The sequence below is a fragment of the Lawsonibacter sp. LCP25S3_E2 genome (assembly GCF_052117285.1).
Classification (GTDB): Bacteria; Bacillota; Clostridia; order Oscillospirales; family Oscillospiraceae; genus Lawsonibacter.
The window spans coordinates 82,245-108,835 of sequence record NZ_JBQKJL010000004.1 but is presented as its reverse complement, the minus strand read 5'-3'; the positions used below and the strand labels follow the sequence as shown (position 1 = coordinate 108,835).

The 26,591-nt window shown below is 58.7% G+C and carries 32 protein-coding genes; 31 read left to right on the top strand and 1 reads right to left on the bottom strand.

The genetic code is table 11. From position 1 onward, the window contains the following. Nucleotides 1-242: 242 nt before the first annotated feature. The 14 genes from ACTQ3R_RS05415 (at nucleotide 243) to ACTQ3R_RS05350 (ending at nucleotide 9,737) form a co-directional block, all read left to right on the top strand. On the top strand, nucleotides 243-647 hold the full coding sequence (locus ACTQ3R_RS05415; RefSeq protein WP_441778997.1) for a hypothetical protein: 405 nt from the start codon (nucleotides 243-245) through the stop codon (nucleotides 645-647). Then, a complete protein-coding gene (locus tag ACTQ3R_RS05410; protein ID WP_441778998.1) occupies nucleotides 644-1,252 on the top strand; it encodes a helix-turn-helix domain-containing protein in 609 nt (202 codons plus the stop codon). The genes ACTQ3R_RS05415 and ACTQ3R_RS05410 overlap by 4 nt, the downstream gene beginning before the upstream one ends. A gap of 102 nt (nucleotides 1,253-1,354) precedes the next feature. After that, a complete protein-coding gene (locus ACTQ3R_RS05405) occupies nucleotides 1,355-1,654 on the top strand; it encodes an HNH endonuclease (RefSeq protein ID WP_441778999.1) in 300 nt (99 codons plus the stop codon). A gap of 296 nt (nucleotides 1,655-1,950) precedes the next feature. Beyond that, entirely contained in the window at nucleotides 1,951-2,340 is a 390-nt protein-coding gene (locus ACTQ3R_RS05400) for a hypothetical protein (RefSeq protein WP_441779000.1), read from the top strand. After that, nucleotides 2,337-3,989 carry a terminase large subunit gene (locus ACTQ3R_RS05395; RefSeq protein ID WP_441779001.1) on the top strand — a complete coding sequence of 551 codons (1,653 nt, stop codon included), beginning with the start codon at nucleotides 2,337-2,339 and terminating at the stop codon, nucleotides 3,987-3,989. The genes ACTQ3R_RS05400 and ACTQ3R_RS05395 overlap by 4 nt, the downstream gene beginning before the upstream one ends. After that, nucleotides 3,949-5,289, top strand: a complete 1,341-nt coding sequence (locus ACTQ3R_RS05390; protein WP_441792669.1) for a phage portal protein — start codon at nucleotides 3,949-3,951, stop codon at nucleotides 5,287-5,289. Before ACTQ3R_RS05395 ends, ACTQ3R_RS05390 begins: the two co-directional genes overlap by 41 nt. Further along, nucleotides 5,290-5,898 carry an HK97 family phage prohead protease gene (locus ACTQ3R_RS05385; RefSeq protein WP_441779003.1) on the top strand — a complete coding sequence of 203 codons (609 nt, stop codon included), beginning with the start codon at nucleotides 5,290-5,292 and terminating at the stop codon, nucleotides 5,896-5,898. It begins immediately after the preceding gene. A gap of 15 nt (nucleotides 5,899-5,913) precedes the next feature. After that, entirely contained in the window at nucleotides 5,914-7,239 is a 1,326-nt protein-coding gene (locus tag ACTQ3R_RS05380) for a phage major capsid protein (protein WP_441779004.1), read from the top strand. A 15-nt stretch (nucleotides 7,240-7,254) separates the two neighbouring features. After that, nucleotides 7,255-7,593 carry a phage head-tail connector protein gene (locus ACTQ3R_RS05375; RefSeq protein ID WP_441779005.1) on the top strand — a complete coding sequence of 113 codons (339 nt, stop codon included), beginning with the start codon at nucleotides 7,255-7,257 and terminating at the stop codon, nucleotides 7,591-7,593. A 5-nt stretch (nucleotides 7,594-7,598) separates the two neighbouring features. After that, on the top strand, nucleotides 7,599-7,943 hold the full coding sequence (locus ACTQ3R_RS05370) for a phage head closure protein (RefSeq protein WP_441779006.1): 345 nt from the start codon (nucleotides 7,599-7,601) through the stop codon (nucleotides 7,941-7,943). Next, complete coding sequence (locus ACTQ3R_RS05365) at nucleotides 7,940-8,272, top strand: hypothetical protein (RefSeq protein ID WP_441779007.1); 333 nt, start codon at nucleotides 7,940-7,942, stop codon at nucleotides 8,270-8,272. Before ACTQ3R_RS05370 ends, ACTQ3R_RS05365 begins: the two co-directional genes overlap by 4 nt. Then, the gene (locus tag ACTQ3R_RS05360; RefSeq protein ID WP_441779008.1) at nucleotides 8,272-8,691 is read left to right on the top strand and encodes an HK97-gp10 family putative phage morphogenesis protein; all 420 of its coding nucleotides are present in this window, start codon (nucleotides 8,272-8,274) and stop codon (nucleotides 8,689-8,691) included. The genes ACTQ3R_RS05365 and ACTQ3R_RS05360 overlap by 1 nt, the downstream gene beginning before the upstream one ends. Nucleotides 8,692-8,712: 21 nt before the next feature. Next, entirely contained in the window at nucleotides 8,713-9,282 is a 570-nt protein-coding gene (locus ACTQ3R_RS05355; protein WP_441779009.1) for a hypothetical protein, read from the top strand. Between the two features lie 62 nt (nucleotides 9,283-9,344). Beyond that, complete coding sequence (locus tag ACTQ3R_RS05350) at nucleotides 9,345-9,737, top strand: hypothetical protein (RefSeq protein ID WP_441779010.1); 393 nt, start codon at nucleotides 9,345-9,347, stop codon at nucleotides 9,735-9,737. Nucleotides 9,738-9,918: 181 nt separating this feature from the next. Here ACTQ3R_RS05350 and ACTQ3R_RS05345 read toward each other — a convergent pair whose 3' ends face one another. After that, nucleotides 9,919-10,788: a hypothetical protein gene (locus ACTQ3R_RS05345; protein ID WP_441779011.1), complete on the bottom strand. Its 870-nt coding sequence runs from the start codon at nucleotides 10,786-10,788 to the stop codon at nucleotides 9,919-9,921. A 21-nt stretch (nucleotides 10,789-10,809) separates the two neighbouring features. Here ACTQ3R_RS05345 and ACTQ3R_RS05340 point away from each other — a divergent pair, with 21 nt between their 5' ends. The 17 genes from ACTQ3R_RS05340 to ACTQ3R_RS05260 all read left to right on the top strand — a co-directional run bounded on the left by ACTQ3R_RS05340 (nucleotide 10,810) and on the right by ACTQ3R_RS05260 (nucleotide 26,455). Then, entirely contained in the window at nucleotides 10,810-14,190 is a 3,381-nt protein-coding gene (locus ACTQ3R_RS05340) for a phage tail tape measure protein (RefSeq protein WP_441779012.1), read from the top strand. Then, on the top strand, nucleotides 14,187-14,717 hold the full coding sequence (locus tag ACTQ3R_RS05335; protein ID WP_441779013.1) for a distal tail protein Dit: 531 nt from the start codon (nucleotides 14,187-14,189) through the stop codon (nucleotides 14,715-14,717). The genes ACTQ3R_RS05340 and ACTQ3R_RS05335 overlap by 4 nt, the downstream gene beginning before the upstream one ends. A 2-nt stretch (nucleotides 14,718-14,719) precedes the next feature. Further along, the gene (locus ACTQ3R_RS05330) at nucleotides 14,720-15,499 is read left to right on the top strand and encodes a phage tail fiber protein (RefSeq protein WP_441779014.1); all 780 of its coding nucleotides are present in this window, start codon (nucleotides 14,720-14,722) and stop codon (nucleotides 15,497-15,499) included. Beyond that, on the top strand, nucleotides 15,499-16,194 hold the full coding sequence (locus tag ACTQ3R_RS05325; RefSeq protein WP_441779015.1) for a hypothetical protein: 696 nt from the start codon (nucleotides 15,499-15,501) through the stop codon (nucleotides 16,192-16,194). The genes ACTQ3R_RS05330 and ACTQ3R_RS05325 overlap by 1 nt, the downstream gene beginning before the upstream one ends. Then, nucleotides 16,191-18,143: a phage tail spike protein gene (locus ACTQ3R_RS05320; RefSeq protein WP_441779016.1), complete on the top strand. Its 1,953-nt coding sequence runs from the start codon at nucleotides 16,191-16,193 to the stop codon at nucleotides 18,141-18,143. Before ACTQ3R_RS05325 ends, ACTQ3R_RS05320 begins: the two co-directional genes overlap by 4 nt. Before the next feature lie 14 nt (nucleotides 18,144-18,157). Continuing rightward, nucleotides 18,158-18,841, top strand: coding sequence for a hypothetical protein (locus ACTQ3R_RS05315; protein ID WP_441779017.1), 684 nt, complete (start codon nucleotides 18,158-18,160; stop codon nucleotides 18,839-18,841). A gap of 2 nt (nucleotides 18,842-18,843) precedes the next feature. Then, nucleotides 18,844-20,898, top strand: coding sequence for a bacterial Ig-like domain-containing protein (locus tag ACTQ3R_RS05310; RefSeq protein WP_441779018.1), 2,055 nt, complete (start codon nucleotides 18,844-18,846; stop codon nucleotides 20,896-20,898). Nucleotides 20,899-21,034: 136 nt separating this feature from the next. Beyond that, nucleotides 21,035-21,730 (top strand): hypothetical protein, encoded by a 696-nt coding sequence (locus ACTQ3R_RS05305; RefSeq protein WP_441779019.1) that lies wholly within the window; start codon nucleotides 21,035-21,037, stop codon nucleotides 21,728-21,730. 24 nt (nucleotides 21,731-21,754) lie between these two features. After that, nucleotides 21,755-22,348, top strand: coding sequence for an RNA-directed DNA polymerase (locus ACTQ3R_RS05300; protein ID WP_441779020.1), 594 nt, complete (start codon nucleotides 21,755-21,757; stop codon nucleotides 22,346-22,348). Further along, nucleotides 22,341-23,009 carry a carbohydrate-binding protein gene (locus ACTQ3R_RS05295; protein ID WP_441779021.1) on the top strand — a complete coding sequence of 223 codons (669 nt, stop codon included), beginning with the start codon at nucleotides 22,341-22,343 and terminating at the stop codon, nucleotides 23,007-23,009. Before ACTQ3R_RS05300 ends, ACTQ3R_RS05295 begins: the two co-directional genes overlap by 8 nt. Then, the gene (locus tag ACTQ3R_RS05290; protein WP_441779022.1) at nucleotides 23,006-23,302 is read left to right on the top strand and encodes a hypothetical protein; all 297 of its coding nucleotides are present in this window, start codon (nucleotides 23,006-23,008) and stop codon (nucleotides 23,300-23,302) included. Before ACTQ3R_RS05295 ends, ACTQ3R_RS05290 begins: the two co-directional genes overlap by 4 nt. After that, complete coding sequence (locus tag ACTQ3R_RS05285; protein ID WP_441779023.1) at nucleotides 23,299-23,604, top strand: hypothetical protein; 306 nt, start codon at nucleotides 23,299-23,301, stop codon at nucleotides 23,602-23,604. Before ACTQ3R_RS05290 ends, ACTQ3R_RS05285 begins: the two co-directional genes overlap by 4 nt. Before the next feature lie 21 nt (nucleotides 23,605-23,625). Next, entirely contained in the window at nucleotides 23,626-23,844 is a 219-nt protein-coding gene (locus tag ACTQ3R_RS05280; protein WP_441779024.1) for a hypothetical protein, read from the top strand. After that, nucleotides 23,845-24,678 (top strand): hypothetical protein, encoded by an 834-nt coding sequence (locus ACTQ3R_RS05275; RefSeq protein WP_441779025.1) that lies wholly within the window; start codon nucleotides 23,845-23,847, stop codon nucleotides 24,676-24,678. It abuts the gene before it with no gap. A 126-nt stretch (nucleotides 24,679-24,804) separates the two neighbouring features. After that, the gene (locus tag ACTQ3R_RS05270) at nucleotides 24,805-25,065 is read left to right on the top strand and encodes a helix-turn-helix domain-containing protein (RefSeq protein ID WP_441779026.1); all 261 of its coding nucleotides are present in this window, start codon (nucleotides 24,805-24,807) and stop codon (nucleotides 25,063-25,065) included. A gap of 79 nt (nucleotides 25,066-25,144) precedes the next feature. Next, nucleotides 25,145-25,357 carry a helix-turn-helix domain-containing protein gene (locus ACTQ3R_RS05265; protein WP_441779027.1) on the top strand — a complete coding sequence of 71 codons (213 nt, stop codon included), beginning with the start codon at nucleotides 25,145-25,147 and terminating at the stop codon, nucleotides 25,355-25,357. A 63-nt stretch (nucleotides 25,358-25,420) separates the two neighbouring features. Continuing rightward, complete coding sequence (locus ACTQ3R_RS05260; RefSeq protein ID WP_441779028.1) at nucleotides 25,421-26,455, top strand: IS30 family transposase; 1,035 nt, start codon at nucleotides 25,421-25,423, stop codon at nucleotides 26,453-26,455. Nucleotides 26,456-26,591 lie beyond the last annotated feature (136 nt).

The following is a 26,591-nucleotide window of genomic DNA, read 5'->3' as shown; positions in this document are numbered from 1 at the left end:
GCAAGTATGAGACGGTCGAGGACATAGAAAAGGAGGAAAACCATTGAAACTCTATATCACAAAGCACCCGCGGGAGCGGATCAATATCAGATGGAGCCACCGCAAGGGCGCGATCAGAGTCGCCGCCCGGGGCCTCGCCCTCTACATCTACCCGGGGCCTGTGATCGAGTGGTCGCTCGTGATCCTGGTAACGCTGGCCGCGTTCCGGGCGGGTGTCCTCTACGCCTACCTCGAGCGGGGCTATGAATATCAACGAGCTTGCAAAGGAAGTCCACGAGAACGCGGTCAAACATGGGTGGTGGGAAAAGCCTCCCACGCTCCCGGAGGCTCTTTGCCTGATCCATGCCGAGCTGTCCGAGGCTCTCGAGGAATACCGGGACGGAAATCCTCTTGTCTACGGAACGTGTGCTCTCGCGGCGGAGGATTGCAGATTTTACGAGATTTGCGATAACGTGGGCCACCCGGACGCCGGAGGAGAGAAAGAGGGCTCTTGCAAGCCGGAGGGGATCGCCGTCGAGCTGGCCGACGTGATCCTCCGCACCCTCGACCTCATGGCCGCCCTCGGGGTAGACGTTGACGCCGTTGTCATGGCAAAGCACCGCTACAACCTCGGACGGGAGTATCGCCACGGAGGGAAAGCAATATGAGCATGACAGACAAAGAGGCGGCGGCGGTTTTGAGAAATGTCCGAGTCCTCATGTCGGGAGGGCGCGGGAACGGAAAGAGTGGGCTCGCCCTCTCCTGGACGGAGGCTCTCTTGAGGGCGATCTCTGTCCTCGAGAGAGAGCCTCGCCCCGTGATCGTCAAAGGCCGCCTTTTCGAGCGGTGGTATTGTCCGACCTGTTTTCAGCGTGTGAAAAAGGGCGGGCGCTTTTGCCATGCTTGCGGACAGGCATACAGGGCCCGCCGTATTTACGACGAGGTAAAGTCGATATACATACCGCCTCCTCCACGACACGACGGAATGAAACCGCCGCGAGTCGTCATTTTCGACGAGTCCCACAAGGCGGGGGGGGGTACTGATAACGGGCGAAAGGAGGGCAACATGGACAATTTCTCGAAACGGCTCCAACACCTACGGGAGCGCCGACACATAAGCCGCCGAGTGCTGGCCGAGCTGTGCGGATTGAGCAAAAACACCATATCCCGGTATGAGCGGGGAGAACGAGTCCCGAGCCTGACCGACGCCGCCGCTATTGCGGACGCTTTGGACGTCTCGATAGACTTCCTTTGTGGGCGCCGTGAAAAATAAATTTTCGAGGGTGTACCCGATTGGGGGCACGACGCCGAAAAAGTGTGTTTCAATTACCGTGTAGACATATAGCCTACACGGTAAATTTTTGGAGGCGAGCACGTGAGGGAGTTTGCCCGGGAGCTATATCTCTCGAAAGAGTGGCGCCGAGTCCGCGCCTACATCGTGGAGCGAGACCACGGCCTATGTGTGAAATGCGGCCACCCGGGAGAGATCGTCCACCACAAGGAACACTTGACCCCGGAAAATATCAGCACCCCGGAGATCGCGCTCGGCGAGGACAATCTCGAGTTACTTTGCCGTGACTGTCACGCCCTCGCCCACGCCTCCGACCTACCAGCAGACCGCGGCCTCATGTTCGACGAGGACGGAAACCTTGTCGAGCGTGAGCTTTTGTCATAAGCGCAGACACAAAGCGACAAAGCGCGGCGGCGGATCATGCGAACAAATGAACGGCCTCCGCCTCCCGGCCCCACCCCGGCCCGCCTCCATCATGGGCGGCGTCAGGCGCCAGGAAAAGAACGGGCGCGGCGGCGGTGCTGGATGGACGGCGCGAGGCTCCGGCCTTGAGGCCCTCCCCCCCACCTCGACCCCCGGGGGAGCGCCGCTCCGAACCGCTTTCCACTCCCTTTTATGACCCCCCGGGCGTGTATATGAGGGGGGGTATCAGCTCATCGGAGAGGAGGTTTATACATCTAATGGCAAAACCGAAAATTTCCTATGAAAGCCTATCTATCCCCGAGAAAATCGAGGTAAAAAAGAAGAAAATTCAACGACTTTTCCGCGACTTGCCCCCCGAAAAAAAGCAGTTTGCGGACGGCCTGATCTATCAATTTGCCGTTACGACCGTCACTCTCGAGCGGCTCGTCGAGGAGATCAACGCGGGCGACCTGATCGAGGATTTCAAGCAGGGCGCCCAGCAGTTACGCCGGGAGACTCCGGCCCTCAAGAGCTACAATACGACGATCAAATCCTTTACCGCCCTCTCGAAAAGCCTCCTCGACCTCCTCCCGGAGAAAACCCAAAAACAGGCCGGAGAGGAGCTCTTGAGTTTCGCGACGAAACCCACGGGAGCGGGTAGACGGTGAATTACGTCCTCGAGTATTGGGAGGCAATCGAGAGCGGGAAAGTGGTCGTCTCCCGGCGCGTCCGGGCCGTTTACGAGCGGCTCGCCCGGGAAATCCGCGAGCCCGATCCGGCCTCGCCCTACTATTTCGACGAGGAGGTCGGCGAGCGCCCGATCCTGTTCGCGGAGAGGTTTTGCAAACAGTCTCAAGGCGTGATCGGCGCCCCTCTCGTGCTCGAGCTTTTCCAGAAAGCCTATATACAAGCCCTTTTCGGTTTCCTCGAGCGGGAGACGGGTTTCCGCCGTTACCGCGAGACAATGTTCCTCGTGGGCCGCAAAAACGGCAAATCGACCCTCCTTGCCGCGATTGCGCTCTATATGCTGATTGCGGACTATGAGGGCGCGGCGGAGATTTACTCCGTCGCCACAAAAAAGGATCAGGCGAAAAAAGTCCTCACCGAGGCTATAAACATGGTGAAACAGTCGCCGGAGCTCCGCGCCGTCTTGAAAAAGCGGCGGAACGATCTCTATTTTCCGGCCACCGCCTCCACCTTTGAGGCCCTCGCCTCGGACTCTAACACCCTGGACGGCCTGAACTCTCACGCCGTCATTATCGACGAACTCCACGCCATCAAAGACCGCAACCTCTACGAGGTTATGAAACAGTCCACGTCCTCCCGCCGTCAACCCCTCGTTGTTATGATTACCACCGCGGGCACCGTCCGGGAGAGCGTGTTCGATAGCCTCTACGAGATCGCTTGCAAGATCGCAGACGGAGAAATGGAGGAGCCGACGTTCCTCCCGATCCTCTACGAGCTGGACGCCCGGGAGGAATGGACAGACCCGACCAAATGGCAGAAAGCAAACCCCGGCCTCGGCACCATCAAGCAGTATAAAACCCTCGCCGATTTCGTCCAGAGAGCCAAAAACAGCCCCGACGACCTCCCGGGCGTCCTCTGCAAGGACTTTAATATCCGGGAAGTCTCCGCGGCGGTATGGCTCTCCTATGAGGCAATCAAGAGCGACCTCCGATTTGAGCTCGCGGACGTTTATAACACCTACGCCCTCGGCGGTTGCGACCTCTCGGCGACGACCGACCTCACCGCGGCGACCCTCCTCATACGCAAGCCGGGAGACCCTGTCGTCTATGTCCTGCAACAATATTTCCTCCCGGAGAAACGGATCGAACACCTCGAGGAGAAGAACACCAACGAGGCCCCGTATCGCAAATGGGCCGACCGCGGCCTCCTCACCATCTGCCCGGGAAACCGCGTCAACTACTCCGACGTCACGGACTGGTTTTGCCAAATGCGGGACGAGTACAAGATCGACTGTATCAAAGTCGGCTATGACCGGGCCCTCGCTGGGTATTGGGTGGACGAAATGAAATCAAACGGTTTCGACATGGAGGCCGTCGCCCAGGGCCCCTATACATGGAGCCAACCTATGCGGGAAATGGGCGCCGCTCTCGAGGGGAAACAGGTCAATTACAACGGAAACCCTATGCTCGTATGGTGCTTGACAAATACGGGCGTCAAAAAATCGGGCTTAAACAATATCCAGCCCGTGAAGATCACCGAAAAGCGCAGGATCGACGGAGCAGTCTCCCTCCTCAACGCCTGGACGATCTATGTCAAGTATTACGAAGATTTCATGTATAACGTGGGGTGAAACAATGAACATTCGCGGCCTATTTCAAAGCATTTTCGGGAAACGCCCCGCGGGCGGCGGAGGTAGTAACCTCCCGGCGTATCGCCTCCTCTCGACCTACGACTCGAGTTTTACGCCGTTCTCCGGGCGGGCCTGGGATATTGCGACTGTCCGGGCCGCCGTGGACGCCTGGGCCCGGAACGCGGCCAAAATTCAGCCCCGGCACATTAGGCGGACAGGCGGGCGCCGTGAGGATATGTCCGACTACATCGACCGCATTTTGCAGACCCGGCCCAACCCGTATATGACGGCCTACGCATTTTACTACAAAGTGGCCTCACAATTTGCGGTTTACAACAACGCTTTTATACTCCCGGTATTTGACGGCGGGAAATTGACGGCGATCTATCCGATCAACGCCTCCCGGGTCGATCTCGTGGAGTATATGGGCCAAATGTACGCCCGCCTCACCTTTGCCACGGGCTCGGTTTATACCGTCCCATACGAGCAGATTATCCACCTCCGGCGCCATTTCCTCGACAACGATATTTTCGGGGACGACAACCGCCCGTTGACGCCAACCCTCGAGACGGCGGACTCGTTCAATCAGAGTATGAGCAAATTCGCAAAGCTCGTCTCTGTGATCCGCGGAATACTCAAGGCGAACAGCGTCACCAAAACAGAGGATTTGAACAAGCGCCGCGACGACTTTATCCGAGATAACCTCCGAATGGAGAACAACGGCGCGGGCGTGGTCGTGATTGATAACAAATACGACTATACCCCGATCACCCAAAAAGAGACGCCCCTCCCGGTCGGACAACTCGAGTTTGTGCGGCGGGAGATTTACGACTATTTCGGCGTAAACGAGGAGATCGTTCAAAACAAGGCCGACGCCGAGAAGATGGACGCATTTTATCGCGGACAGCTCGCCCCGTTCTATATGCAACTCGCCCAGGGCTTGACAAACGCGATTTTTACGGAGCGGGAGCAGGGTTTCGGAAACGAGATCATTTGCGAGCTGGATCGTATTCAGTTTGAGACCCTCGACAAGCGGGTCTCGGCGGCCCAATTCTTGACGAACATCGGCGCCGTCTCTCTGGATCAAGTGCTCGAAATTTTCGGTTTCCCGCCCATCGGCGGCGAGGAGGGCGCCCGCAGGGTGCAGACCTTGAACATGGTAAACGCCGAGATCATCGACAAATACCAGCTCGGGAGCGCCGGGAAAGAGGGGGACGATCCCCCGAAAGACCCGCCTCCCGATGAGCCGCCCGCGGAGCCGGAGCTCAAGAAACCCACCAACGGAAAGGAGGGGCAGTAAATGCCTATCAAAAAGGGGCGCGAGTATCGCGCTTTGCAAGGCTTTTCCCTTGTCCCCCGCGAGGGAGAAAACGACGCTTATCGTGTCCGGGGGACGGCGGTAGTATTCAACTCCCCGACCTGTCTCTATGAGATCGACGGCGTCAAATATTACGAAGTGATCGACCGCCACGCTTTCGACGGGTGCGATATGTCCGACGTGATTTTCAACTACAATCACGGAGGAAAGGTCGTCGCTCGCCTCCGCAATAAGACCTTGAGCCTCAATATCACCGACCGGGGCCTCGAAATGGAGGCCGACCTCTCCGGCACCGCCGCGGGCCGCGATCTCTACGAGGAGATCGACGGCGGCTATATTGACAAAATGAGTTTTTCGTTTGTGGTGCGGGAGTCCAAGTATGACAGTCTCACCCACACCCGGACGATTACTAAAATCCGCAAGCTATACGACGTCTCCGCGGTGGATATTCCCGCATACGAGGAGACGTCCCTCTCCGCACGATCCTTTTTCGAGGTGGAGCACTCGAAAGAGGTTGAGGCTTTGGAGCAAGCCGCGAGGCGGCGTAGGCTTTTAGCTCGCGCCCGTACCTACCCACACACCGACGATTAACAGGAGGAAAAAATCATGTTTGAAAAGAAACGTAAGGAAATCGCAAAGCGACGCGCCGAAATCCGGGCTCTGCTGGACGGAGACGGCGAGGTCGATATGGACGCTCTCGAGCGGGAACTCGACGACATGGACAAGGAGGAGCGGGAGCTCGACCGCCGCGAGGCCGCCACCCGTCGCCTCAACGGTGGCGCCGTCCCCGGCCATAGCGACCCCGGCTCCGGCAACGGCGATCCTACCCCCGGCCCCGTCAATCCCATTACTGGCCGCGGCGCCGCCCGCGGCGAGGTTGCGGGCGGTGGATTGCCTGTTGGCGTAGACGCCCGGGCGGCTCGTATGGCCGATTTGCAGGGTATCGGCGTCGAGGACGTCGAGGCTCGCGCCCAGCGTTTCGCAACCGAGCACCGTATGGAGATCACTACCGGGGCCCTTTGCCGCTCTCTGACCCTGTCCGAGGGCAATATCGCCCAGCCGACCCGCGTTTCTGGCATTAACCCGGGTCAGAACATTGTTTCCGGGATCGTGGATATGGTGCGCGTCGTTGACGCGGACGGCATGGGCGAGGACTCCGTCGCCTACGAGGTGAGCGGCGGACAGACCGCGGGCACCAAAAAGGACGACGGCGCCGCCACCGCCGCCACCGACCCGACCCTCAAGATCGCGAAGATCACCCCGACCCTGGTAACGACCCTCTCCTATGTCTCCCGCAATATCCAGCGGACGACCCCCCTCAACTACCAGGAGCGCGTCTCTGCTGGGGCGCTGAACGCCCTCCGGGCGAAAACCGGGACGTTGATCGTCAAGGGCGACCCCGCCGCCGATATTCCCGAGCCTACAGGTATTCTCAAGGCGGCCGCGATCCAGGACGGCACCGACATTGAGATTACCGCCATCGACGCGACCACCCTCCGCAAGATCGCGCTCAAGTACGGCGGCGCGAAGAATGTCGAGGGCGGCGGCGTTCTTCTGCTGAACAAGGACGACCTGATCGCTTTCGGTGACGTCCGCGGCGGTAGCGAGAAAAAGGCGATCTATGAGATCAAGTTTTCCGAGCAGAGCACCACCACGGGCACCATCAAGGAGGGCGGCCTCGCGGTGAAATTCTGTATCGTGGACGATCTTCCCGCGCTGTCTGCCTCCGGCACCGCCGCAACGACCTACTGCATGGCCTACGGTAAGCCCCTCACCTATCAGCTCGACCTGTTCGGCCCTTACACCGTGGAAGTCTCTCGCGATTACAAATTCGCCGAGGGCTTGCTCGCGGTCATGGGCGAGGCCATGATCGGCGGCAACGTCGTCACCGAAAACGGCTTTATCCGCGTCAAGAAAAAGGCCGGCACCTAAAGGAGGGCGTAGCGAATGAGTGAGAGCACGACAGCAGAGACCACCGCGGCGGAGGTCTCGCCGGAGTATCTCGCCGATATTCGCCTCCGGGTGCGCTCGTCCGTTAATAAGCTGGACGGGGAGATCGAGGACTTGATCCTCGCCGCCCGCGCCGATCTTGTGCGCGGCGGCGTTCTCCCCGCCCGGGCCGCGGACGAGTCCGATCCCTTGATAAAGCAAGCGGTCTCGACCTACGTCAAGGCGGAGTTTGGTCTCGATAACGAGGACGCGGATAAATACCGGGCCTCGTACAAGAGCCAAAAGATCGCCCTCTCCATGGCGTCGGACTACATCGAGCCCCCGGAGGAGGTGTAACCCTCATGTACTGGCGGGATATTGCGACTCTCGTCGCGGTCAAAAAGACGGTGAACGAGAACGGCTATAAAGCCGAAAGTGAGACGCGCCGGGAGGTTTTCGTCAATAAAAAATCCGCTACCCGTTCCGAGTTTTACGCGGCAAAACAGGCCGGGGACAAGATCGCCCTCGTGCTGGAAGTGCGCGGAATGGACTACGAGGGCGAAACGCGGGTTGAGTACGACGGAAAGCCCTACGAGGTCGTGAGATCGTACACCCGGGCGGGCGAGGTTATCGAGCTTAATTGCAAAGAGGCTCCGACGCCTCCCAAAACCGCCCAGGACGGCGGAGGAGAGGGGGCGGAGGTATGAGCGTCAACAGCCTTATAAAGGCCGCTCTCGACCCCGTGGCGCCCGTGGAGGCCGATACCTACGAGGACACCGCGGCGACCTATATCACGTTTGGGTATGTCTCCACCCCGGCAGATTTCGGAGACGACGAGCCGGATCACGAGGTTTTCTCGATCTCTGTCCACCTGTTCGCCCCCACCGGGGAGGACACAATCGACAAGCGGAGGGCCATCAAAAAAGCCCTCGCCGCGGCGGGGACGACGTGGCCCGCGTACTCCAACGCCTCCGACAAGGACGGTCAACACCATGTTTTCGAGTGTCAACTCGTCCGGGAAGTGGGGGCCGAGTAGTGGGAAATATCTCCGTTTCCGGCCTGGACGACCTGATCGGCGATCTCGACGAGCTGGCCCGCCTCCCGGACTCTGTGACGGATCAAATGCTCAATGCAGAGGCCGACGTGATCGAGGCCGCCCAGCGGGCAGAGGCGGCGAGAATGTGGCAAGGCCCGTATTACACGGGCACCACCGCCGCCTCCATCAAAAAGGGAAAGGTCAAAAAGACCGGGCTCGAAAAGTCAATTACCGTCTCACCCCAGGGCAAGAACAAACGCGGCACCCGTAACGCCGAGGTCGCGTTTGTGAATGAGTTTGGAAAGCGGGGACAGCCCGCCCGCCCAGCGATCAAGACCGCAAACGAGCGGAAAGAAAAAGAGGCCGTCGAGGCGGGCGAGAAAGTCTATCACGCCTACCTGGACGGCAAGAAACTATGATTTTCAACAGGAGGTTTTACTATGGCAAGTTTCGGAGCGAAACGCCCCTATTTTAACACTATCGCGACCGAGCCCGAAAACGCGCTCCCCACCTACGCGGAGACGGGCCCCGTCCAGATTGGCCGCCTCGTCAAGGCTGATCTGACCGTCAACATGGCCTCCGGCAAGCTCTACGCCGACGACGAGCTCGCCGAGAGCGTGGACGAGTTTTCCTCCGGGTCTCTGGCTATGGAGACCGACGACATGGAGGACGACGTCGCCTCCAAGGTGTACGGGTGCACCGTATCGGAAAAGGAAGTCCACTACAAGGCGGGCGACTCTGCCCCTATGGGCGGCCTCGCCTATTACAAAGTCCTTATGCGTAAGGGTGTAAAGCTCTTTAAGGGCTATTTCTACCCTCGCGTCAAGGCCATTCTCGGCAACGATAGCGCCGCCACCAAGGCCGACTCTATCACTTTCGGAACCAACTCCACGACCTTTACCGTGTTCCGCTGTAACTCCGACGACTGGCGGATCACGGAGGAGCTCGCCACCGAGGCCGAGGCGCTCGCCTGGGTCAAGGAAAAGCTCGCCTCCTCGGCGGGAGGCTAACCTAACGCAGGGGGGCGGGGATTTCCCCCGCCTCCCTGATTTCGTATTTTGGAGGGCATACCATGAAAGCCGTAAAAATCACCCTCGCCGGGAGAGAGCAATATCTCGCATATACCGGGGAGGCTATGTTCCAACTGCAAGAAAAATTCGGCACCGCGGCGGAGCTACTCGGGGCTATCGGGAAGAATACCCGGGAGGGGCTCTCCGTTGCGTGTGAGGCGGCGGCCATTCTGGCCGAGCAAGGCGAACTTGCCCGCCGATATTTGGGCTACGACAAAGGGCCGATTATTAACGCCGAGACCATCCGAGCCACCATCACCCCGGGCGAGATCGCGGCCCTCAAGCTCGCGATCCCCGCCGCTATGGAGCTCGGATATGGCCGCGACGTCGTAGAGGATAACGACGAGGTCGATCTCGGCCTCGCAGAGCTCAACGCGCAAAAAAAAACGACCTGACCCGCGCCAACTACGGGCGGATCGCGGCCTTGTGCGGAGTCTCGCGGAAAGAGTCTCTCCTCATGCCCCCGGGCGAGTTGTTCGATATGTGGGAGCTTTGGCTCCGCGCCCACGGGAAAAAGCCTCAAAAGGACGATTAAGGGGCCGTCGCTCGTCAGCAACGGCCCCCGAGGGTGAGAGGTTATTCGTGATATACATAAACGCCACAAGGGGCGCCCAGGGCGTCAGAAAAGCCGGAATAGACGAAAAAGACGGTCGCCTCGTCCCCCTCGCTGATCTCCGGGAAGTCAATAAACGCGGCGGAGATATAGAGGTCGCCGTATTCCGTGGAGAGCTGGATCGTATCGTAGCCCCCGAGATCGGAGCGGGACACGACCTCACCCTCAACCCAAAACGGGGTATCGCCGAGGCCGTTTTCGCTGGCCGGAGTGCTGAAAATGATTTCGTCCACGGGCTCGAAACGGTTGTTTTCGACGAGCGCCTCTTGCTTGATAGTGGGGCTCGGAATACTACGGGCCGCGCCCTCTGACTCCTCCGGCGCCTTTGCTTTCTCCCTCAAGGCGGCGATTAAATCGGCGTCATAATTGCAAGGCGTAAAAACGGGCTCTTTACCGCTGGACTCCTCCTCGAGCATACCGACCGAAAAAGAGCCTATATCCTCGACGTCGCCGGGGAGACCGTAAAACCATACCGTGTGCAGACTATAAACGTCGCCGGAGCAAAGGTCGGAGAAAACGGCCCTCATTTCCTCCTCGGTGGCTCCGTCACCGATTGCCACGCGATACCCGATCCCGGTTTCTCCACCCTGGACGTACTCGTCGGAGCTTATGAGACTATACTCCGGGACGGCGGGCGTCGGCTCCTCTGGCGCGGGCGCTGGCTCGCCACCGCTGGAACAGGCAGACAGACAAAGGCAGAGCGCAAAGGTAAAAGCCAAAAGCGAAACTCTCCTCACAAGAAACACCTCCACAAAGCAAAAATAATTGCAATTCACGAGAAAAGTATAACTTGTTTTTATGGGAATATCAAGTGATTTATTGATTATTCCCATATCCGAAAGGAGCCTCACTCTATGGCAGTTAGAACAATATCGACAAAGCTCGCCGTCGAGGGCGAGGCCGAGTATAAACAGAAAATCGCCTCTTGCAATTCGGAGCTAAAGACGCTCAAGTCGTCCCTCGCCCTGGTGCAGAGTGAATATAAAAACAACGCTAACAGCATGGAGGCCCTCACGGCGAAAGGTGAGGCCCTTAATGCCATGCAGACAGCCCAGGCGAAAAAGGTCGCCGAACTGGAAAAGGCCCTCGCAAACTGCCAAAAGGCCCAAACCACATACGCCGACCGGGTGGCGGAGGCGGAGGCCAACGTCTCGAAGTATGAAAAGGCCCTTGCGGATTTGAAAGACTCCACCGGGGACACGACCGAGGAACAGGCGGCGCTCACCGCGGAGCTCGAGAAATGGAAAGAGGAACTCGCAAACGCCCAGGCCGGACAGGCCGCGGCGGAACGTGGCGCCCAAAACTGGCAACAGCAGTTAAACAAGGCGAAAGTAGAACTCAATGACACTACGGACGCCATCGAAAAAAATAATCAATACCTCGCCGAGGCCGAACAGTCCGCAGACGGGTGCGCTACCTCGATAGATAAATACGGGAAAGAGGTCAAGGACGCCGGGAAAGAGTCAAAGGATTTCGGAGATAAGTCTAAGGACGCGGTAAACCAGCTCGCGGCGACTCTGGCCGCGGCGGGCATTACCGCCGCCGTGAAAGAGATCGCCGAGGCCCTCCTCGACTGTTCAAAGGCGGCAGAAACCTTTGAGACCTCTATCGCAAAGGTCGCCACGATTGCGGACACGTCCTCGATCTCTCTCGAGGAAATCCAAGCGAAAATTATTACCCTGTCCAGCGAGACGGGAAAATCGGCGTCCGCAATCGCAGAGGCCACATATTCGGCGATCTCGGCGGGCGTAGACACCGCCTCCGCTGTGGAATTTGTAGAAAAGGCGACGAGGCTCGCGGCGGGCGGTTTTACAGAGGCGGAAACCGCCGTTGACGTCCTGACGACCGCCCTCAACGCCTACGACCTCTCCGTAGAGGAGACGGAGCGGGTCTCCGACATTCTGATTACTACGCAAAACCTCGGCAAAACCACCGTTGACGCCCTGGCTCAATCGGTCGGTAAAGTGATACCCCTCGCGGCGGCCTATGGCGTGGAAATGGACAATCTCGGCGCGGCCTATGCTGTCCTCACCGCTAACGGCGTAGCAACGGCGGAGGCCGGGACGTACTTAAAGGCCATGTTGAACGAGCTCGGAGACTCCGGCTCCACCGTGGCGGGCGTCCTCAAGGAGCAGACGGGAAAGTCTTTCGCCGATCTTATGGCGGGCGGCGCGTCCCTGGGCGACGTCCTCGCGATCCTCGGGGACAGCGTCGGAGGAAATGCGACCGCGTTCAATGAGTTGTGGAGCTCCACCGAGGCGGGCGTCGGAGCCCTCTCTATCTTCAACAAAGGAGCCGAGAACTTTAACTCCGTCCTCGGAGAAATGCAGAACAGCGCCGGGGCAACTTCCGCCGCCTATGGCACCATGGCCGACACGACAGAATTTGCGGAACAGCGCATGAATACCGCGCTCGAAAATCTGAAAATCACCATCGGAACACAGCTAAACCCGGCCCTCGAAAAACTGTATAATACCGGGGCGTCGGCGTTTGAGTGGGCCTCCGATTTTGTGGAGGAAAACCCGTGGATCGTCTCGGCTATTTCCGCCCTCGTGATCGGGATCGGAACGCTCGCCGCGGGAGTCACAATAGCCACCGCGGCGACCGCCGCCTTTAACGCCGTCCTCGCCGCAAACCCGGTCGGCCTCGTGGTGGCGGGCGTCGTGGCCGCAACCGCAGCCCTCGCGGCGTTCTGCCTGTCCATCGGCGCGGCGGACGAAGATACAAGGGCCTTTACCGAGTCCCTCGAGGAGACGAAAACGGCCTATGAGGAACTCTCCGCCTCGATGGAGGAAGAACAGGCCGCCACCGCGGCGACCGCCGACTCTCTGAAATCTCTCCTTGAGGTGGAGGAGAAGTCCGCCGCCCAAAAGGCCGCGATCTCCGAAATGGTCGCCAAGCTAAACGAGGACGTCCCAAACCTCGGCCTCGCCTACGACGCCGCCTCAGACTCTATCAACATGACGACCGAGGCCCTCGACGCCCTGGTCGAACACGCGGCGGCCCAAGAGGAATACGAGGCCCAGGTCGCCCGCCTGTCCGAACTTTATACCGAGCAAGCGGAGATTACCGCCCGACTCGAGGAGGCCCAAGCGGCCCTCGCAGAGGCCCAGGAGACGGGCTCCGGGAATACCCGGACGCTCCAAAACAATATTGACGAACTCACCGCCTCCCTCGAGGATAACCAAGCGCAGATCGCCGCCCTCGAGGAGGAGTCGGCGGAGTTTGGGGAATGGCAGGAAAAGAGCGCCCAGGCGACGCAGGAAATGCAATCCACCGTTTCCGGCCTGATCTCCGAAATGGAGGCCCTACAAACCGCATACGAGGACAGCCACGCAAAGGCGGTCGAGAGTATCGAGGGGCAACTCGGGCTATTTAACGAGCTTGACGGATCGGCGAAAACCTCCATTGACAATCTGATCGAAACCCTCAAGGGCCAAGTTTCCTATATGGAAACCTACGCGGCCAACATTCAAAAGGCTATGGAGCTCGGCGTAGACGAGGGCCTCGTGAAAAAGCTCTCGGACGGCTCCGAGGAGTCCGCTCAAATCCTGGCGGCCATTGTGGCGGGCGGCGAGGACGAGATCGCGGCCTTGAATGAACAGCTCGCAAAGGTCGAGGAGGGTAAAAACGCTTTCGGAGACGCCGTCGCGGAAATGGAGACGGATTTCTCCGACAAAATGGCCGATATTGAAAAGCGTATGCAGGGGTGCGTGGACGAGCTCGACGTCTCCGTGGAGGCTGGGGCCGCGGGCGCCGCCACCATTGAGGGATATATCGAGGGCGCCGAAAGTATGCGCTCCTCCCTGGTATCGACCTACCGATCCCTCGCCCGGGCGGCCAATAACGCCTATAAATCGGAGTTGGATATTCACTCCCCGTCGCGGGTTTTCAAAGAGGACGGTCGTAACACCATCCGCGGCGACATTGAGGGAGCCGAGGAAATGCGGGGAGAACTCGAGCGGACGTATGAGTCCCTCGCACAATCCGCGATCCGGGCGTATGAGCGGGGACAGCCAAAGGGGACGGAGGCCGAGGCCGTCGCCGCACAGCAAAAACAGACCGTGGCCCTTGTGGCCGCCGCGGCGGGCAAACAGGACGCCGGAGCCCCGGTTTACCAATTCCACGTTGACAAGATGGAAGTCCGGGACGACGAGGACGTCCGCCGAGTCGCGCAAGAGCTCTATTACATGACGGAGCGGGAAAAAAGATCGAGAGGAGGCGGTAGCCTATGAGTGGGTTTTCTTTTAAGGGCGTCCATAGTAGCAAATTCGGGATTTATACCAAGGATCAGAGCCGGACACTCCTCCCGCCGAAACGGGAGGGAAAAATCACGATCCCGGGCCGATCCGGGTATTACGACGACGTCGGAGCGGTCTACGACGAGCGGGCCGAGAGTGTTCTTTGCTCTTTCGTCTGCCCAGAGGGAAAGACCGTCCCGGAGGTGTGCCGGGAGATCGCCTATTGGCTCTCCGGCTCCGGGCGCCTGATCTACGATAAGGAGCCGGACAAATACTATACGGCGCGGCTCTCCGGCGGGCCTCCCATGTCGCAACACCTCAAGTATGGGGAATTTACCCTCACATGGTCGTATAACCCGCCCTTTGCCTTTGGAAAAACAATCACCCAGCAGATCGCCAACGGCGAAAACGTGATCGCCTACCAGGGGACGGCGGAGACCCCTTGTGTGATCGTTCTCCGCAACACATCGGAAACGGACGTTGTCAACGTGTCTATTACAGCCATAAAAAGGAGTGTTTAATCATGTATGCTTGCGACTATCTGGAAAACGGCGTCTTGAACGTCCTCCGCGGCGTCACCTTTGCCGCCCCCGCGAAAGTCTACCTCGCTCTCTACCTCAACGACCCCGGAGAGAACGGGGCAAGCGGTACGGAGGTAAGCTATGCGGGCTATAAGCGGATCGAGATCGATTTTTCCGCGCCCGCCGAGACAAACGGCGGTATCGGCGTCCAAAACCTCGAGGACATTACTTTTCCGACTCCCGTCACGGCGGCGGGCACCATTACCCACGTCGGAATTTTGGACTCTCTGACGGGCGGCAATATGCTTTGCAGAGGCGAGCTCGTGGAGCCCCTCGTTATCGGGGCGGACGAGCCTCCTGTATTCCTGGCCGGAGACGTGCTTTTCTACCTCACGGGAAACCTCTCGAAAGCGTGGAAAACAAAGGTTTTGAACGTCCTCCGGGGCCAATCTATCCAGGGTATCGCGCCGTACTTCTCCCTCTGGAACGGCTCGCCGGAGGCGGGCGGCTCCGAGCTTTCCGGCGATAACTACGCCCGGGCGGCGCTCACCTTTGGAGCCCCCGCGGAGCAGACCTCCGGCCAAATTATCGCCCGGAACTCCGTCGCGACCGCTTTCAACCGCCCCTCGACCGCGTGGGGCACATGGACACACTCGGCGATTTACTCCGCCTCCTCCTCCGGCGAGCCTGTGTATATCAAGGCCCTGGTCGAGCCCGTGGAGCTCAAGAAAGGCTATATGCCTACGATTGCCGAGGCCGCTATCGAGGTGGGGATTAACTAATGTTTGAGAGGAGATATAGCCTCGCGAGGTACTCCGTAAACCTCGAGACGAAGTCAATCGAGATCACGGAGACCTTTTCCGAGGTTTTGAACTCCGTCGCGGGCGTTGCGATCCCGGTAGACGTCCGCGAGCGGTACGCCGACGCCGTCCAAGGGTATACCCGGGGGACGATCTCGGTCGTCTCCACCATGGCGGCGGACGAGGCCCTCTCATCTACGGCGAAAATGTCGGCGAACATTGTCGCCCGCCTCACCGCGGGAGAAAAGCTCGCGGCGGAAGTAGAGGCGATAAAAAATCTCTCCGCCGCCCTGACGTCAACGGACAGCCTCGCGGCGCTCGTCCAAGGGTCAAAGCATATCCCGGCGATCCTGGCCGCCTACGAGGCCGTAGGGGCCGTTATGAGGGCCTCGAAAGATATTTATACCTCACTCGTCGCGGCGGACGTTTTAACGGCTATGATGGACGCAACCTCGCAGACGGCGGAGGTCGCCCTCGTGCAAGTCACCATTCCGCCAGGAGGAGAACTTCGCCTCGATAGTGACGTCTTTCTCGCTATGCTGGACGGGGAAAACGTGCTCTATGCACAGTCCGGGGACTGGATCAACGTCTCGCGAGAACTCCTCCGCCTGATCGTGGAAAGCGCCACCGGGGGAGCACTTGAGGGACAGCTCATTTATACGGAGAGATTTCTATGATTGAGGTATTCGACAAAGCGCGGCGGCGGGTGGCGATCCTGGAAAACGCCTACTCCGTCTCCGAGTCGCAGAAAATCAACTCCGTATGGTATTTTTATTTCTCCCTCCCATACGGAGACACGAAAAATCAGTATTGCCAACCGTTCTATTACGTCCGCCCGGACGGAGGGGAGCTCTATCGGATCATGCCGGACACTCTCTCCGTCTCGGAGTCGGGCGGGATCGCGTATCAATGCGAGCACGTCCTCGCGACCCTGATTGACAACGTACTTTTCGGCTATCATGTTGTCGGAAACCTGGGCGTCTATACCGACGACGTGATCCGATATATCCTCGACCACCAACTCGTGAAAAATTGGGTGCTCTACGAGTGCGATTTCAAAAACCAATTTGAATACGGCTGGGAGCAAGAGTCGCTCCTCTCGGCCCTGTTCTCCGTCCTCTCGCCGCTTTCCTCCCCGATGATCGTCACCGATACCACCGTTTACCCCTGGCGGCTCTCTCTAAAAAAACTCGTAACCACCGGGCGGCCCGAAATGTACGTCCGGCGCCGCCACAATATGACGAGCTACAACCGGGGACGCGATCCTCAAAACATCGTGACCCGCCTCTATCCCCTGGGCTATGGCGAGGGAGTAAACCAGCTCACCATAAAGGGCGTAAATAATGGCGTCCCGTATATCCAGAGCCCGAAAGAGATCACCGATAAATACGGGATTATTGAAAGAGTGTGGACGGATCGGAGATATGAGGACGCGGCCTCACTCAAGGCGGCGGCGGAGGTTATGCTTGCGGAACTGCAAGAGCCCCTTGTCTCGTATTCCGTGGGATTTCACGAGCTCACGACCTCGGACTATGACAAGGCCGCAATCGGAAAGCGCGTCCGTATCATCTTCCCGGAGATCGGCGAGTCGGTGGATACCTACATAACCGAACTCTCACGAAAACGGGACGACCTCAAGGAGTCCACGATCACCGTCTCCAACCGGGAGACCTCTATCGCGGCCTCCCTGGCCGATATGGCGGATCGGCAGAGGATAGAGCAGACATACGCCCAGGGCGCGACGCAGATTTACAGCCAAGCCTTGCAAGCCAACAGCGCCCCGGACTCCGGGGCGACAATGGATTTTTTCCTCCCCTCTGAAATGCGGATTGTGAACAAAGTCCTCGTAAAAGTGCGGATGAAAAAATTTCGGGCATACTCCCGGGCCACGGAGGCGGCGGAAAGTAAGGTTGTTACCTCAACCACTAACGACGAGGAGACCCGGACGAGCTCGTCGGGCGGTAAATCAACGGCCACGACAACGGCGGGCGGCGGAGTTTACACCTCCACCACCTACGACGCGAAAAAGACCCTCACGGCCACCGCGACGATCCTATCGGCGGAGAATATTTATCCGCAAGAGGCCGCCATGTATAACGCCGCAAAGCACAACCACGCAATCCCGGACGGGGCTAAGCTCGCCTGTTATGGCGGCAAGGACGCGGACGGAAACGCCATTATAGACGGGTACGTTACCTTTGTGGAGTCCGGCGCCCACACCCACGGCGAGCACGACCACGAGATCACAATTCCAAAGCATAATCACGAGGTCGAGATCGACGACCACTCCCACAAAGTCACCATTCCGGCCCACACCCACGAAATCACGATCCCCGGGCACTCCCACAAAGTCACCGTCCCGGCCCACGAGCACAAGATCACGCCGGGGATTTTCGAGTTTGGAAATCCGCAAAACTTCTCCCTCTATGTCAACGGGGAGAAAAAGGCGGATTTCTCCGGGCGTAACGCCGAGCTCGATATAACGGGCTATTTGGTGGGAGAGGACAACATGATCCCCCGCGGGAGCTGGCTATCTCTGGAAGTGAGGCCGGACGACCTCGCCTATATCAGTATTGACTTGATCGTCCAAGGCTTTATCCAGTCTCGCGGCGATAACACAGTTTGACGGAGGTGCAACCCATGAAACCCATGTATCAAGGTATTCCGTTCTCGCCCCAAGCCACCCTCACGGACAATATCGGCGCGGCGGATACCATTATCAAGGTCTCGGACGTTTCGGCGTTCCCGGACGCCCCCAACTATGCCACCATCGGGACCGACGAGGACGGCGAGACCATCCTTTACACGGCAAAGACCGCGAACGCCCTCTCGGGGTGCACGAGAGGCGTAGAGGGCACCGCGAAAGCCTGGACGGCGGGAGAGCTGATCGGGAGGAACTTCACCGCGGCGGATCACGCCGCCATGATCGAGAATATCGGCGAGGCGGCCAAGACCGCGGAGGCGGACGGCGTTACATTCACGGACGGCGAGACGTTCCAAGAGAAATACGACTCCGGGGAGCTCACGGGAAAGCAGGGCGACCCCGGAAAACAGGGCCCCGCGGGCCCGGGTGCAAACGAGATCACCGCGACGCTCACCGCGGGCGGGTGGTCGAATGGCTCCCAAACCGTCCAGAACGCGGCCCTCGCCGCCGCTGGCTATGGGTATATCGTTACCCCGGCCCCGGGTAGCTACGGCGCCTATGCCGCCTCTATGGTCTACGCCGACACCGTGACCGTAGACGGCGAGATCACGTTCCATTGTGAGGACGCCCCGACCGAGGCCCTCAAGGTCTCGATTATGAAAATCAAAGTGGAGGGTTAAATATGGGAAACGTGTATAACATGGTCGGCGGCGGAGGTGGGATCAAGCTCGTCTCGATTGCCGTCACGACGCCGCCCACGAAAACGAGATACCTCTCCGGCGAGAGTTTCGACCCCGCGGGAATGGTGGTAACGGCGACCTATTCCAACGGCGCCAAGCTGGCCGCCACGGGCTACGCCGTGGAGCCGAGCGGGCCTTTACTGGACGGCGTGACGAGTGTCACGATCCGATATACCGAGGGCGGAAAGAGCGTCACAGCCTCCCAGGCCGTGACCGTGATCCCGAAACTCGTCTCGATTGCAGTCACCACGCCGCCCACAAAGACGGCGTATCGCTACGGAGAGGCGTTTTCCGCGGCGGGAATGGTCGTAAAGGCCGCCTATACGGACGGGAGCACGGCGGCGGTAACGGGCTACACGACGAGCCCCTCGACCTTTACCTCCCTCGGGAGTCAGAGCGTCACCGTGAAATATACGGAAAACGGCGTCTCGGCGGCGGTGACAACGCCCGTCACCGTCTCCCGTGCAGTGATCTCCACAGTCCCGAGCCAGAGCGGGAGCCTCACCTATACGGGCTCCTCGCTCTCGCCGAACTGGAACAACTACAATTCGGCACAACTGACGCTCGGCGGGACGACGTCGGCCACGAACGCCGGAACCTACGCCGCGACCTTTACTCCGACCTCTAACTATGAGTGGAGCGACGGAACCACGGCGGCGAAGTCCGTAAACTGGACTATCGGCAAGGCCGCGGGCAGTCTGAGCATTTCCCCGACCTCCCTCACGCTGGACAGCTCGAACCCGACCAGGACGATCACCGTCACGCGGGCGGGTAACGGTACGATCTCCGCCGAGTCCAGTAATACCAGCGTCGCAACCGTCAGCGTGAGCGGGACGAAAGTCACGGTTTCCGGCGTCAATCAAAAGAGTGGCTCCGCGGTTATCACGATCAAGGTCTCCGCGGGCACCAACCACAACGCCCCCGCGAATAAGACTTGCAACGTGACGGCGGCCTTTGTCCGTATTTACGGCGTCACCTGGGACGGCTCGAGCACAACGGCCCTCACCAGGACGGACGACTCGGCCCTCTTTGCTGATCCCGTCCCCGCGGTGGGAACCGGGGCCGGGAGTTCTCCCTTTGATAACTGCCTCCCGTGGTCGGGCATGACAAAGGTAACGGACGGAAATAACACCCTCGTAAAAATCCCGAAATTTTGGGTAAAGGTGACGCACTCGCCCTTTAAGGTGCAGATCGCAGACCAGGCGACAGACGGTTTCCAGGTCTCCCCGGCCCACCGAGACCGCGGTGACGGCGTCGGAGAGCGCGACGTCGTCTATATTGGCCGCTACGAGTGCAATTCCTCCTATCAGTCCAGGACGGGCCAGTCTCCGAAAGTGAATACCTCCCTCTCCTCGTTCAGGAGCGGGATTAAGGCCCTTGGAACCGGATATTATCAAGCGGATTTCGCCTTGCAACTCACGCTTTGGTATCTCTACCTCGTCGAGTTCGCGAACTGGAACGGACAAACCAAGATCGGGCGCGGAAACGTGGACTCCGGCTCCGTTATCAATACGGGCGGAACCGACTCCATGACCTACCACACGGGCCGCGCCGCGGGCACGGACGGAAACGTCGCGATCCAGTATCGCAATATTGAAAATTGGTGGGGAAATGTGCTCGAGTGGCGCGACGGAATTATTTTCTCCGGCGCGAATATCTGCACCTACAACAACCCGGCGAATTTCGTTGACACCTACAACGGCACAGGCGCCACCGTAAGAAGCAACACGCGAGCGACCTCGGGCGGGTGGATCAAGGCGTGGGGGCATGACTCCTCCGATAATTCCTTTATCTACCCGAACACGGTCGGCGGCTCCGACACGACCTACGTCCCGGATTATTGCTACTATCTCTCCGGCGTCCGTGGGCTCTTTGTGGGCGGCTACTACAACAACGGCACCAGCGCGGGGCCGTTCTACCTCTACGGCTACTACGCGCCCTCCGACACGTACTCCGGCCTCGGCTCGCGGCTTCAAAAACTCCCCTCGGCGGCGTAAGCCGCCCGGGGGTTTGGGGGTCGCAACCCCCATAAAAAACCTCGCAATTTAGGGACTGGCTACGCCATGCGACCGGGGTCTCCGTTTTCCGGGCCCGGATTATTGCAACTATAACTCCGGCGTCCGTGGGCTCTATGTGGGCGGCAACTACAACAACGGCACCAACGCGGGGCCGTTCTACCTCAACGGCAACAACGCGCCCTCCAACACGAACTCCAACCTCGGCTCGCGGCTACTTATTCCATACCCGAAACTCCGCGTAGTCTTTTCCTCACCGCTCGGTGAAAATTTCGCCGCAGGGACACGGCCAAGTAAGCCCGATATGGATTTGAAAGGCCGTGAGGTGAATAAGAAAAATTATTTACGTCCGAAAGGCGACCACAGCATGAAAAATACAAAACGGATCGGGTATCTCATGGAGAAACTTTGCACTCGTGAGAACGCCCTTTTAGCAATCGAGGCAGTCAATGAGCCCCGGAAGAAGAATAAAACGGCTCAATGGGTGGAGAGCACGAAAGAGGCCCGGGCGGACGAGCTTTGCGAACTCCTACGGGATTTCCGCCCGAAAAAGCCCCGGACATTTCCTCGCTACGACTCCACGGCGGGGAAATGGCGCGAGATCAACGAGCCCGCCCTATGGCCGGATCAATACGTTCACCACATGATTGTGCAAGTCCTGGCCCCTATCCTTATGCGCGGCATGGACTACTATTGTTGTGGGAGCATACCGGGCAGAGGGCCGCACCGAGCCCGGAAAGCTATCGAGAAATGGCTCGAGAAAGACCCCAAGGGCACCAAGTACGGCGCCGAGCTGGATATAAAGAAATACTAACCCTCCCTGTCCCCACGGGAGGTTATGCGTTTCCTCCGGCGAAAAATCAAGGACGCGGCTTTTCTCGATCTCATTTGGAGGATCATCAAGGACGGTATTAAGATCGGGTTTTATATCTCCCAGTGGCTCGCAAACGCCGTCCTCGAGCCTCTCGACCATTTTATCCGTGAGAAACTCGGCGGCGCCGTCCGCCACTACGTCCGCTATATCGACAACTTGACTCTTTTCGGCCCAAACAAAAAGAAACTACACAAGGCGATCCGGGCGATCATGGAGTTTTTGGGGAGAATGAGGCTCCGGCTTAAAGAGAATTGGCAACTCTACAACACCCGAAAGCGCATGGTGAACGCGGTCGGCTACCGCTATAAGCGGGGCTTGACCCTGATCCGAAAGAAAAACCTCCTCCGTCTGAAACGACAATGCACCAGGGCCCGGAAACGGATCGAGGCACACCGAAAAATAGCACCTAAACAGGCCCGGGGTATTCTATCCAGGGCGGGGCAGTTAAAACATTGTGCCGGGTGGGCTCTCTATGAGAAACACGTCCGGCCCATTGAGAAAACAATAAAGAGCGTCGTCCGTGAGGCGTCGCGAAAGGAGCGTTTGCAATATGCTTGAGTACATGATCGGAACCACGAGACAGGCCGGGAAAAGCCTCCGCTATCTCCGTATCAAATCGGACGCGGAGATCGCCCTCACGGGAGACCTTGTCACATTCACAAGGGCCCAGGAGGACAAAGTCAGCGTTTACGAGGTGATCGTCGGAGACCTCCTCCGGGAGGCGTCCGAGGGCGGGTTTTTCTATCGGTGGTATAAGATCGAGAGCGCCCTCGTTGAGACCGACCACACGCCCCAGCTCGCGGCGGAGGTAGAGGGCATGGCCCCGACCGCGGCGGCGGCCTCTATCGTATTTGTCGCCCTGGCCGAGGCGGGACAGATCGACACCACCACCGCGGCGGAACACGCCGCGCAGTTTGGGGAGTGGGCCTATCCAGTCACCTACAAAGTCGGCGCGATCCGGCTCTATGAGGGGCGCCTCTATCAATGCGTCCAGGCTCATACCTCACAAGAGGACTGGACGCCGCCCGCGGCGGCGAGCTTGTGGGCGGAGATCGCAGACCCCGCCGAGGAGTGGCCGAAGTGGGCCCAGCCCATCGGGGCCCATGACGCATACAACGCCGGGGACAAGGTCTCGCACTCGGATAAAAAATGGACGTCCGACCTCGACGGCAACGTATGGGAGCCCGGGGTTTACGGGTGGACGGAGGTGACGGTATGACGGGCGAAGAAATGGCCGTAAAGCTGGCCGAGACGGAGGCCCGCAGTAAATCCAACACCCACCGAATTGATAAGCTCGAGCAGAGCACCGAGGCAATAAACCGCCTCGCGACCTCCGTCGAAGTCATGGCGACCAAACAGGACACCATGAACGACAACCTCGATAAAATCGCCGGAAAGGTCGAGCAAATCGAGGCCGAGCCGGGGAAACGGTGGAAAAGCGTCGTTGAAAAGGTGACGCTCCTCGTCGTCGCGGCGGTGGTGGGCTACATACTGGCCCGGGTGGGGCTATGAAAGGGAAACGGGAGGGGAAAGGCCCCTCTCGCCTCTCCTGCCTCGCGGAGCGTATCGGGAAAATCCCTCACCTGTTCGCAAAGGTGACGATCATCTATTGTGTCGTCGCCGCTACCGGGGCCAGTTGGTACGCGCTCCGTATCATGTCCAGGACGGGAAACGACCCCGCGGCCCTCCTGGGCGTGATCCTGGGCTTTTTCGGCGGGGAGCTCCTCTTGCTATGTCTGAAAACCGTCCTCAAAAAAGAGGAGCCCTCCTCCGACTCTGACAGCAAAAGCAAATTCGATGATACCGGGATTTAACCCCGGGGAAAGGAAAACACCATGAACGAGAAAATTATCAAACGGGCGGCGAACTTGATCTCCGTAAAGTCTATCGTTACGATCACTCTCACGGCGGTTTTCGCCTATCTTGCTATCGCGGGCAAGATCGCCCAGGACTTTATGACGGTCTACGCCGTCGTGATCGCGTTCTATTTCGGGACGCAGAGCCAAAAGGTGCAGGACGCCGTGGACAGCACCTCGGGCAAGGAGGGCGAGTAAATGAAAGCGGCGGATTTTGTGCAAAAGGTTCTCTCCGTCGCCCGGGATTATAAGACCTCGTATATTTGGGGCGGTTTCGGCGCTCCGATCACCGAGGCCACCCTCGAGCGGGCCGCCCAGGCATACGCAAAGAACACCGAAAAGGGGTGGATCACCGCCGCCCGCCGCTACGTCGGAGACCCCAAGGCTTTCTATTTCGATTGCGTGGGGCTCATTAAGGCCCTTTTGTGGGGGTGGAGCGGGGACGCCTCCAAGGCATACGGCGGGGCCGTCTATCCCACCATGAGCCAAGTCGTCGCGGGGGCCTGCCCCGACGTCTCGGCGGACGGTATGATCTCGATTTGTTCCGACGTCTCGACCGACTTTTCCGGGATCGTACCCGGCGCGGCGGTATGGATGTCGGGACACATTGGGGTTTATGTCGGAGATGGCCTTGCGGTAGAGTGTACGCCCTCGTGGAAAAACGGGGTGCAGATTACCGCCGTCGCCAACATCGGGAAAAAGTCGGGGTACAATGCCCGGACGTGGAAAAAGTGGGGGAAAATCCCCTATGTTACCTATGAGGAGGAAATCGACATGAGCAAAGACGAATTAAAGGCCATGATCCGGGAGGTCGTGAAAGAAGTCCTCGACGAGGAAAACCCCGTCTATAAGGATTTGAAAGACGTCCCGGAATACTGGAAAGGCGCGGCGGCGGCCCTGCTGGACTCCGGCGCCGTAAACGGCGGAACGTCCGCGGAAGTGTGCGCGACCGATCTCAACCTCCGCAAGGAGACGCTCAAGGCCGCTATCGTGGCCGTTTTGTACCACGACGCCCGGGAGGGCACGAAGTAAACAAGCGGGCCGGAGAGCACCTCCGGCCTGTCTTTTTGCCTATCTATGGAGTATTCCCATATGCCAACGATAAATTTATGTTAATATCGGTTAAAATAATGGATATTACCATAAAGGGGCGAGCGCGTGAGGAGGTTTCAATTTGAGGGCAAAGGGAACGTATCGGGCGACCGCGTCCGGGAGCTACGCCTCCGGGCCCGCCTGTCTCAATCCGCCCTCGCGGTAAAAATGCAGATAGAGGGCGCGATCATTGAACAGGACGCGATAAGCCGGATCGAGAGCGGCTCCCGGCTCGTGACCGACTACGAACTCCTCGCCCTGACAAGGATTTTCGGAGTCTCCGCCGATTGGATCATAGGCTCCGACAAGAACACGCCGCGGGACTGATCCCCGCGGCTTTTTTGCGCTTGACATTACGAGCAAAAGAGCGTAAAATACAGACACAACACACAAGGAGGCGGTCGATATGAGAAAGGCAACCACGGGCCAAGGGAGCAAGCTCGCGACGATCCGAGTAGAGCGGGGGCTCGGACAAAAGGAGCTTGCGGACAAGTCGGGGGTAAATATCCGGCAAATCCAGAGTTTCGAGTCCGGGGAGCGGGATATTAAAAACGCCTCACTCAAAAACGCCCTCGCCCTTGCGGACGCCCTGGGGGTACACCCCCGAGAACTCGTGTAAAACGACGCCCCGCCCGGTCTACATGGCCGCGGCGGGGCTTTGCTATATTTGGAGGGTTTGAATATGGGAGAGAAGTATCAACACTTGACATGGAGAGAACGCCTCACCATCGAAACGCGCCTCAAAGATGGGTGGTCGAAACAGCGGATCGCCGACGAGCTGGGGCGGCACGTCTCCACCATCTACCGGGAGATCAAGCGCGGCCTCGGTATTCAGCGGACGAGCGACCTCATAGACTACGAGTGTTATATCCCGGACATAGCTCAAGCGCGGTATGAGGATCACTTTCCAGACAAGGGCCCAGGGCTCAAGATCGGGAAAGACCACCGCCTCGCCCAATACCTCGAGAGCGTCCTCAAGGGCGGGAACAGGTCGCCGGAGGCCGCACTCGGAGAGATCAAGGCAAAGGGCCTCAAGTTTGATACTGAAATCTCCGTGAGGACTCTATACCGCTATATCGACCTCGGCCTCTTTCTCGAGGTGACAAACAAAGACCTCCCTCAAAAGCCGAACAAAAAGCGGGGGTATCGCCGCGTCCGCTCCGCCGCGAGGGCGCCTAAAGGTTTGAGCATTGAACAGCGCCCGGAGGAGATCAACTCCCGGGAGGTTTTCGGTCATTGGGAAATGGACACCGTAGAGGGAACGAAAAAGAGCCGCCCCCGCTTGCTTGTGCTCACGGAGCGGCTCTCTCGCCACGAGATTATGATACCGATACGGGCCAACACCTCGGAGAACGTAGTAAAGGCGCTGAACACCCTCGAGCGCAAGTATGGCCCTCTCTTTTACAAAGTCTTTCGGTCTATCACCGTGGACAATGGCTCCGAGTTTGCGGACTGTGCGGGCATGGAAAAGGCTTGTCGGCGGAAAGGTAAGCGGACGACGGTCTATTACTGCCATCCGTACAGCTCATGGGAGCGCGGCTCCAACGAGCGGCAAAACGGCATGATCCGCCGCAAGCACCCGAAAGGGACGGATTTTGCAACTATTCCGGCCTCGACGTTAAAGGAAACCGAGGAATGGGTCAATAATTATCCTCGAAAGATATTTAATTTCCACACCGCGGCGGAGATATTCGAGGCTTGCGTCAATAGCCTTTGAAAAATAAATTACTAAAATTTTCGCAAATCACTTGACAAGGGGCCAGAGACGTGAAAAAAACCCGTTTCCGGAAGGATGTATGATAAAAAATGTCGTTTTGAAGGAAATGTGACATTGACATTAAAAAATGAATCCC

What these genes read in the sequence shown, in the direction of transcription:
- ACTQ3R_RS05330 (WP_441779014.1), top strand. Translation starts at nt 14,720, where the DNA reads ATGTATGCTTGCGACTATCTGGAAAACGGCGTCTTGAACGTCCTCCGC.
- ACTQ3R_RS05400 (WP_441779000.1), top strand. Translation starts at nt 1,951, where the DNA reads ATGGCAAAACCGAAAATTTCCTATGAAAGCCTATCTATCCCCGAGAAA.
- ACTQ3R_RS05345 (WP_441779011.1), bottom strand. Translation starts at nt 10,788, where the DNA reads ATGGGAATAATCAATAAATCACTTGATATTCCCATAAAAACAAGTTAT.
- ACTQ3R_RS05290 (WP_441779022.1), top strand. Translation starts at nt 23,006, where the DNA reads ATGACGGGCGAAGAAATGGCCGTAAAGCTGGCCGAGACGGAGGCCCGC.
- ACTQ3R_RS05355 (WP_441779009.1), top strand. Translation starts at nt 8,713, where the DNA reads ATGGCAAGTTTCGGAGCGAAACGCCCCTATTTTAACACTATCGCGACC.
- ACTQ3R_RS05275 (WP_441779025.1), top strand. Translation starts at nt 23,845, where the DNA reads ATGAAAGCGGCGGATTTTGTGCAAAAGGTTCTCTCCGTCGCCCGGGAT.
- ACTQ3R_RS05260 (WP_441779028.1), top strand. Translation starts at nt 25,421, where the DNA reads ATGGGAGAGAAGTATCAACACTTGACATGGAGAGAACGCCTCACCATC.
- ACTQ3R_RS05335 (WP_441779013.1), top strand. Translation starts at nt 14,187, where the DNA reads ATGAGTGGGTTTTCTTTTAAGGGCGTCCATAGTAGCAAATTCGGGATT.
- ACTQ3R_RS05350 (WP_441779010.1), top strand. Translation starts at nt 9,345, where the DNA reads ATGAAAGCCGTAAAAATCACCCTCGCCGGGAGAGAGCAATATCTCGCA.
- ACTQ3R_RS05265 (WP_441779027.1), top strand. Translation starts at nt 25,145, where the DNA reads ATGAGAAAGGCAACCACGGGCCAAGGGAGCAAGCTCGCGACGATCCGA.
- ACTQ3R_RS05375 (WP_441779005.1), top strand. Translation starts at nt 7,255, where the DNA reads ATGAGTGAGAGCACGACAGCAGAGACCACCGCGGCGGAGGTCTCGCCG.
- ACTQ3R_RS05370 (WP_441779006.1), top strand. Translation starts at nt 7,599, where the DNA reads ATGTACTGGCGGGATATTGCGACTCTCGTCGCGGTCAAAAAGACGGTG.
- ACTQ3R_RS05365 (WP_441779007.1), top strand. Translation starts at nt 7,940, where the DNA reads ATGAGCGTCAACAGCCTTATAAAGGCCGCTCTCGACCCCGTGGCGCCC.
- ACTQ3R_RS05380 (WP_441779004.1), top strand. Translation starts at nt 5,914, where the DNA reads ATGTTTGAAAAGAAACGTAAGGAAATCGCAAAGCGACGCGCCGAAATC.
- ACTQ3R_RS05310 (WP_441779018.1), top strand. Translation starts at nt 18,844, where the DNA reads ATGGGAAACGTGTATAACATGGTCGGCGGCGGAGGTGGGATCAAGCTC.
- ACTQ3R_RS05315 (WP_441779017.1), top strand. Translation starts at nt 18,158, where the DNA reads ATGAAACCCATGTATCAAGGTATTCCGTTCTCGCCCCAAGCCACCCTC.
- ACTQ3R_RS05385 (WP_441779003.1), top strand. Translation starts at nt 5,290, where the DNA reads ATGCCTATCAAAAAGGGGCGCGAGTATCGCGCTTTGCAAGGCTTTTCC.
- ACTQ3R_RS05280 (WP_441779024.1), top strand. Translation starts at nt 23,626, where the DNA reads ATGAACGAGAAAATTATCAAACGGGCGGCGAACTTGATCTCCGTAAAG.
- ACTQ3R_RS05340 (WP_441779012.1), top strand. Translation starts at nt 10,810, where the DNA reads ATGGCAGTTAGAACAATATCGACAAAGCTCGCCGTCGAGGGCGAGGCC.
- ACTQ3R_RS05300 (WP_441779020.1), top strand. Translation starts at nt 21,755, where the DNA reads ATGCGTTTCCTCCGGCGAAAAATCAAGGACGCGGCTTTTCTCGATCTC.
- ACTQ3R_RS05285 (WP_441779023.1), top strand. Translation starts at nt 23,299, where the DNA reads ATGAAAGGGAAACGGGAGGGGAAAGGCCCCTCTCGCCTCTCCTGCCTC.
- ACTQ3R_RS05410 (WP_441778998.1), top strand. Translation starts at nt 644, where the DNA reads ATGAGCATGACAGACAAAGAGGCGGCGGCGGTTTTGAGAAATGTCCGA.
- ACTQ3R_RS05325 (WP_441779015.1), top strand. Translation starts at nt 15,499, where the DNA reads ATGTTTGAGAGGAGATATAGCCTCGCGAGGTACTCCGTAAACCTCGAG.
- ACTQ3R_RS05320 (WP_441779016.1), top strand. Translation starts at nt 16,191, where the DNA reads ATGATTGAGGTATTCGACAAAGCGCGGCGGCGGGTGGCGATCCTGGAA.
- ACTQ3R_RS05415 (WP_441778997.1), top strand. Translation starts at nt 243, where the DNA reads ATGAATATCAACGAGCTTGCAAAGGAAGTCCACGAGAACGCGGTCAAA.
- ACTQ3R_RS05390 (WP_441792669.1), top strand. Translation starts at nt 3,949, where the DNA reads ATGTCAAGTATTACGAAGATTTCATGTATAACGTGGGGTGAAACAATG.
- ACTQ3R_RS05295 (WP_441779021.1), top strand. Translation starts at nt 22,341, where the DNA reads ATGCTTGAGTACATGATCGGAACCACGAGACAGGCCGGGAAAAGCCTC.